General features: G+C 35.6%; 5 protein-coding genes. 2 read left to right on the plus strand and 3 right to left on the minus strand.

The window, feature by feature from the left end; translation table 11 throughout:
* Positions 1-645: 645 nt before the first annotated feature.
* A complete protein-coding gene (locus BLQ19_RS20395; RefSeq protein ID WP_074539596.1) occupies positions 646-1,611 on the plus strand; it encodes an IS110 family RNA-guided transposase in 966 nt (321 codons plus the stop codon).
* A gap of 47 nt (positions 1,612-1,658) precedes the next feature.
* On the opposite strand, the gene budA is transcribed toward BLQ19_RS20395, so the two are convergent.
* From budA to BLQ19_RS20410, 3 genes are all read right to left on the minus strand, one after another.
* Positions 1,659-3,236, minus strand: a complete 1,578-nt coding sequence (budA, locus tag BLQ19_RS21685; RefSeq protein ID WP_254788486.1) for an acetolactate decarboxylase — start codon at positions 3,234-3,236, stop codon at positions 1,659-1,661.
* 5 nt (positions 3,237-3,241) lie between these two features.
* Positions 3,242-4,249 (minus strand): zinc-dependent alcohol dehydrogenase family protein, encoded by a 1,008-nt coding sequence (locus BLQ19_RS20405; RefSeq protein ID WP_074539593.1) that lies wholly within the window; start codon positions 4,247-4,249, stop codon positions 3,242-3,244.
* 69 nt (positions 4,250-4,318) lie between these two features.
* Positions 4,319-5,224 (minus strand): AraC family transcriptional regulator, encoded by a 906-nt coding sequence (locus tag BLQ19_RS20410; RefSeq protein ID WP_074539594.1) that lies wholly within the window; start codon positions 5,222-5,224, stop codon positions 4,319-4,321.
* Between the two features lie 714 nt (positions 5,225-5,938).
* Here BLQ19_RS20410 and ltrA point away from each other — a divergent pair.
* The coding region (gene ltrA / locus BLQ19_RS20415; RefSeq protein ID WP_074539595.1) for a group II intron reverse transcriptase/maturase at positions 5,939-7,149 on the plus strand (1,211 nt) is incomplete at its 3' end.

A 7,149-nucleotide genomic window follows, 5' to 3' on the forward strand; every position in this document is an offset into this window, starting at 1 on the left:
AAATTCTTTTTGACTTTTGTTCAAGACATTTAAACGCACCTTTTTTCCTGAAACGTAGTGGAAGGAAATAGGGTAAGGACACTATAGTATAACCGATAAACAAAGAATCAATATTCAAGGGTTTCATAAAAAAAATAAGGAGCTTAATTAATGATTTGTCGCAAAAAACAGCCATTTTACTGGGCTTTACAGGGCATTTGTCGCAAAACTATAAAATAAAGAGGTGAATAGTTTGTTTAAATTACTGAAAATCAAGTAATTAACAATTCATAACATCGCGTAGCGTGTTATCCTCTTGCTATTCCTCCTTACTTTATTTTTCTAATTTATAAAGGTATTTGTAACGTTTAGTTTTCTATGGATTTCGCATTGGTTATTACAGAGGAATACAAACGAACTATACTCAATTTAGAAGATCAAATTCAGCTCAGTTCTTCTTAAGTTTGACTTTTGTTAAATTAGATACTAAATCAGAAAGAACAAAAGAGAGGATTAAGGTTAGTATATACGGTGAAGCTTGAGACTTCGGCAACATTGATAATCCCCTCTCTTTTCTACTTTTATTTCGTTCAGTTCTGTGAGACCTAGATCTCGATTTCAAGTTGTTGAAAGCAAAGTAGAATGTCCTTTCATAATACAGTTCTTATGAATAAAAATACAGAATTTTTTGGAATAGACATTAGCAAAGATGTATTTGATGTTTTTAGTTTAGAGAAGGGCCATAATCAGTTTGCAAACAATGAAAAAGGCTTTAAGCAATTCATTAAAAAACTATCAAAGGAAAGTTTGGTGGTCATGGAAGCTACAGGCTACTACCATTATTGTTTAGCACAATATTTATATGAAAAGGGCTATGCTGTTTCGGTAGTAAATCCTTTATCGGTAAAGCGTTTTATCCAGATGAAACTATCGAAGGTGAAAACGGATAAAAGTGATGCAAAATCGATTTGCGAATATGCTCGTAATAATGAGGTGCCACTTTATACAGCAAAGGATAAAAATCAAGCGGAATGTTTGCAGTTGTTACGTTTGATGGATACTTATGTAAAGCACCGTACCGCTATGAAAAACAAGTTGGATGGGGAAAAGGTTTTAGGTATCCCTTCAAAAGCAGTATATCGTTCATTAAGCAGAACCGTAAAGCATTTAAATAAAGGGTTAGCACTTCTGGAAGCTCGATTAATAGCTTTAGTAATAGAGGAACAACAGGAACAATTAAAGCTTTTAAAAACCATTCCAGGTATTGGTGAAAAAGCGGCGATTTTATTGGTTGTATTCACAGATGGTTTTTCAAAGTTTGAAAACTCTAAACAGCTGTGCTGCTATGCAGGTATTACACCTACTATCAGGCAATCTGGTAGTAGTGTACGAGGACGAAGTAGGATAAGTAAAATAGGTAACAAAAAATTAAGGAATCAATTGTTCCTAAGTAGTTTTACCGCTTGCCAATACAACAAAGCTTGCAGAGAGCTATTTGAGCGTATTGTGTCACAAGGAAAAAGTAAAAAGCTGGCTTTGTTGGCGGTTTGCAATAAACTATTAAAACAGGCTTTTGCAATTGCTAAATCAGGAATGCCATACAATGAGAATTTTGTTTCAAAAATAGCTTAAAAAGATTTGTTTTTTAGCTCAGTTCTTTGTTAGCAACTGCCCTTTATTCAATGCTTTCCTTGTTCCACTTTCCGTAATGATTCGTTTTCCGTTTTTATGAATTCAAAATTCTGAAAGTCATTATCATTTGGTGTTTCCATTTCAAAGGTTTTTAAATTTGCAATTTCGATTTTCAAGTCTTTTCCGTTAAATTCCAAAATATGTCCGCCTTGTTTTTTGTCGTTTGACAAATAGTGAAAATGAAAACCTCCTGCGTTGATTCCATTCAAATAGCTTGGTAAAAAGAAACCAATTAGAGTTCCATCTGCGTTTTCATAATCAAAGAATTGTTGTTGGTCAAGTATGTTTGCCAATTTTGGGAAAGGTTCGTTTTCAACTGGTGGAAATGCTCTTGTTTTTATGTGGTCGAAATTTCCTGAAATTTTAATTGCGTACATTTTATTTTTACTTGGCAACATTTTTTCGATTGTGTTCAAGACTGCACTTTTATCGGCTGATGAGTTTTGAACAAAAGTGGTGTCAGCTTTAAAAAACGTAACCGAAGCAAATGATGTTAAATGATTGTTTTCAAGTTCAATCGTTTCCCCAGTTGCTTTGGTTTGGTAAGCTCTACCATTTAACATTGTTAATTCTCCATTTAGCATATTTGGTGCTCCAAGTCCGAAATCTCCTTTTAGTTTTAAATCTTTTATAGGAAGAGTGCCACGATAAAGTCCGCCAATAAAAGCATCAATTACACCATAATTGTAAAGATTATTGATTTCATTTTGGTTTTTGCTTAATTGTTCCCAATCCGAAATTAACACCTTGTTGTGAAACATTTGAGGCATATATATTTTTGAAGTTGTATTGTCATAATAAATATCTGCAATACTTTCTTCCGTAATATTGAATTCTGATTGTTGGTTTTTAAGGTCGTAAACCCATAATTTTCCATAACCATTTACTGGAAAAGTTATCCAATCTGAAATTATTATGTGTTCATTGTCAACCCACTCGATACCATCAAAAAAACCATTTGAAATATTGGGAAGTTCTTTAAATTCTGAATTTTCAGTTTTTAGATACACAGAACCATCTCCATAATTTTCGCCATTACTACAAACCAATAATTGTTTTGTTTTTTGATTGTAAGCAACTCCGTTAGCTGTTGGAATGTTGCCAATAATTTCAAACGATTTTTTGTCAATATTGATTTTATAGATATTGCCTGAAACGGTTTCTGTAACTGCAATAAAACCATTTTCTGATTCGCAAATGTCATTTAAAAGTTTTGCTTCATCAATAACAAGTTCAAAAACCGTTTTTCTATTTTTAATGTTATAGCCAACAACTCTGTCCAAGTCGGCAACAAAAAGGATGTTGTTTACAATAGTCATTCCTTTTGGTGCATTCAAAATACCTTTTGAAGGAAGAAATTTGTGATTTAGAATTTTTCCATCTGATGAAATTTCGCTTATAAAGCCATCTCCATCTTTGGTCATAAAATCTTGACCTTGACTTGAAACGAAAAATCGTTCGCCATTAGATGTGATGCTTTCTGGCATTGAAAAGCCATTGGTTACTTGTTGGGAATGTCCTATTTGTAATAGCATCAAAAAGATGCCAATTAGTATATGTTTCATTTTTATTAGAATTTGATGATTATTTTTCCAAATGCTTTTCCTGATTTTAATTTCAAGAATGCATCTTTGGTTTTTTCAACTGTGAAAACACTATCTACAACTGGTTTGAGATTGTTTTTTTCGATTGCGTTTACTAATTCTGTTAATTCTTGTGCGTTGCCAACAGAATAGCCTTGAAGTCTGATATAGTTCATTATTAAAGGAAAAATATCAATGGTTATTTTACTGCCTGACATAAAGCCAACCAAACCAATAAAGGCATTTTCTTTGCAAGAAAGTATGCTCTGTTCAATGGTTTCGCTACCTGCAACGTCTAGAGTAATATCAACTCCGATTCCGCCATTCAAACGTTTTACTTCGTTACTCCATTCTTTTATTTCATTGTAGTTAATGACTTCGTCTGCACCTAATGCTTTGAGTTTAGCTTCTTTTTCCTTGCTTCCTGTGGTAGCGATTACTTTAAGTCCGAATATTTTAGCGATTTTAAGTGCGAATAAAGAAACTCCTCCGCTACCTTGCACCAAAATTGTTTGACCAGCTTTAATATTTGCTTGTGAAACTAAATTTGCCCAAGCTGTTAAGCCTGCAACTGAAAGTGATGCAGATTCTTCGTCAGAAAGATTTTTAGGTGCAAAAACCAACGTATTTTCAGGTTGTATCGAAAATTCAGCTAAAGTACCTGATAACTGCATTCCAGTACGTTCTTGATTTTTATAAGTTGTTATTTCGCCAGATTCCCATTTTGGTATAAAAGGAATGAGTACACGGTCTCCCTTTTTCCAACGAGTTACATTTTTTCCCACTTGCTCCACAACTCCCATTCCTTCGGAAACTGGAATGTGTGGAAACTTCAAATTAGGCATTACGTTGCCCTCAACCATTATTAAGTCTAAATATTGAAGTGAAACTGCCGAAGTTTTTACCAAAACTCCATTTTCTCCAATATGTGGTGTTGGAATATCTACCAATTTTAAATGGTCTATCCCAAACTGTTCTAATTGTATTGCTTTCATATATTTTGTTTTTATGAAGCAAAATTAGAAACTTGATGATTGCTTAAATTATGCCAATCAAACTATTAGTTATGAAATGGCAACATCTTGTTTTCTGAAGGAATTTGGTGTGTTTCCTGTTTGGTTTTTGAAGAAAATATTAAAGTTTGAAGGATGCTCAAAACCTAAAGAATAACCGATTTCAGCAATATCCCAATTACTGTTAAGCAATAGTGCTTTTGCTTCTTTGGCGTTTCGTTCAGCAATCCATTGGCTTGTAGTTTTTCCAGTTATTTCTTTTAATGCTTTGTTTAAGTGATTTGTATGCACATTTAATTGCGTAGCAAATTCATTGGCATTTTTTAATTTAATTATTTGGTTAGGCGAATCAATTGGGAATTGTCTTTCCAATAATTGCATAAACAATGTTGAAATCCTTTCGGATGCGTTGGTCGGTTTGTAGAACGTTTCAGGTGGTTGCATTTTTAATGCTTCGTGCATAATAATTTGCACATAACTACGTATGAGGTCATATTTATTAGGGTAATCAGATTGGATTTCCTTGAACATACCCTCAAATGCTCGGATTAAAGATTGTAAATTTTCTTCGTTTGGGCAAAAGACAAAATTCCCTCCAACTTTGAATAGAGGTGATTGAGATAGGCTTTCATTTTTCAGATTTTGGTTCACGAAATCTTCGGTAAAAAGGCAGAAATAACCTGTTTGATTTGTCGATTTCGGTTCCCACGAATAGGGAATAAGCGGATTCATAAAAGTTATTGTATTGCCTTTTATGTTAATAGATTGTCCTGCGGAAGAAATTGTTCCTTCTCCATTTAAGATTAGTGATATTTTATAAAAATCCCTTCGGTTGGTTGGCAAAGAAGTAGAGTCACAAGCAAATTCTTCACGCTTGTAAATATTGAACTGTCCTTTTGTTCTGTTTTCCTGATTGTGTTGAGCGTAAAAGTCCGCTACGGTTTCTTTTGATTTCATTTGGCAAAGTTATGAAATTCAAATAATACTTTCCGAATGTTTGTTATTTAGTTCGGATGTTTGTGTAGGGTTGTTGCTAACGTCTAGGCTAAGCGTAGTGCGGAGGCAGGGAAACTTTTCGTTTCCGTTTGCACACTAAGCTAAAGCTTATTGTTTTGCTTTTTCTTTTTCTTGTCCAAAGCTAAATCCATAAGATTTAGCGACTTTATAAATATACACAGACCTTTCGGTTTTGCCCTAAAGTCCGCATTACGTTTAGGTTTTGTGTGTGCCCAGTATGGGCATCTTTACCTTATAGCAATATAAGGATTTATTTAGAGGGTGTAAGTCCCTTATGCGCTGGAGTAACGTCTGGAAGCATTAGTAAGTCGCAAGGGTGGTAACCGCGAGGTTACATCTGAAGAAAGCGAGACTACAAAACTCGGTACTGACGAACAGGAACCGTATACGGAGGCATATTTACTTGGGTAAGCAACCACATCATTGTAACGCCCTAAGAAGACCAAAAAGGTAAATATGTAGATACGGCAGGGATTGAGTGAAAGAATATGTTCTTACCTGGGGAGGTCTCCAAAGTTACGTGTAACTACATGGAGAAGTCAGCAGAAGTCATAGTACTTACAGGAAACGAGCTAGGGCAGAACCCTAGAGGTCTCACGAGTAAGGAAGGACTGAACGTTAAATCACGTCTAGATTCGTATAGGAATCTGTTAATTGGATAGCCTATACCTAGAAGGACAAGAACAGAGTATCATGATAGCAAAAGTAGTAGCCGCTAGAAACTTGAGTGACGCCTGTAAAAAGGTAGTTGGCAATAAAGGTTCAGCAGGAATAGACGGGATGCCCACAACAGAATTGAAGGCATTTATAGATTCCCACCGCTCAAAAGTGGTTGGTCAACTTATTTCTAAAAGCTACCAACCAGATGCTATCAAAGGGGTAGTGATACCCAAGTCAAATGGCAACACTAGATTACTGGGAGTGCCAACGGTAGTAGATAGATGGCTTCAACAAGCGGTAAGCCAACAACTGGTTATTCATTTCGAACTAGATTTCGAGATGGAGAGTTACGGTTTCCGCCCAAGGAAGAATCTTCAACAGGCGGTATTAAAAAGTCAAGGGTACATCAATGATGGCTACCAAGACATAGTAGATATCGACCTAAAGAGTTTCTTTGATGAAGTCCAACACTATAAACTACTTCAGCTTATTTATGACAAGGTAAAATGCCCTACTACCTTATGGCTGATCCGCAAATGGTTACGCGCGCCCATTTTAAAGAATGGACGATTACATAAGCGCAGAAAAGGATTGCCACAAGGCAGTCCATTAAGTCCATTACTGTCTAATATCATGTTAGACCAATTGGACAAACATCTAAAAGTACGAGGGTTCAGGTTTATCCGCTATGCTGATGATTTCAGTATTTATACCAAATCAAAAGCAGCAGCACGAGCGATAGGGAACGAGGTTTATTTGTTTTTAAAGGAGAAACTGGATTTACCTGTCAACCGGTCAAAGAGTGGTATTCGTAGACCCTCTACATTCAAGGTGTTGGGTTATAAGTTTACGCCAGTCTATAAGAAAGGCGTAAAGGGGAGGTATCAGTTAATAGTAAGTGAATCGGCTTGGCAAACACTCAAACGCAAGCTCAGGTACCTTACCAAGAAAACGCTGCCATTGTCATTAGCAGAAAGGCTACAACGCTTAAAACTCATCTATAGAGGGTGGTTGAACAATTTTCGATTAGGAAATATAGAGACCAAACTCAAAAAGATGGATGAATGGCTACGTAACCGACTACGCTACTGCATATGGCACGATTGGAAGAAACCAGAGCGCAAACGCAAGAATCTCATTGGTTTAGGTATAAAACAGGATCAAGCGTATGCTTGGAGTAGAACAAGAATGGGAGGCTGGGCAGT

Source organism: Cellulophaga baltica, from assembly GCF_900102165.1.
GTDB classification, from domain to species: Bacteria; Bacteroidota; Bacteroidia; order Flavobacteriales; family Flavobacteriaceae; genus Cellulophaga; species Cellulophaga baltica.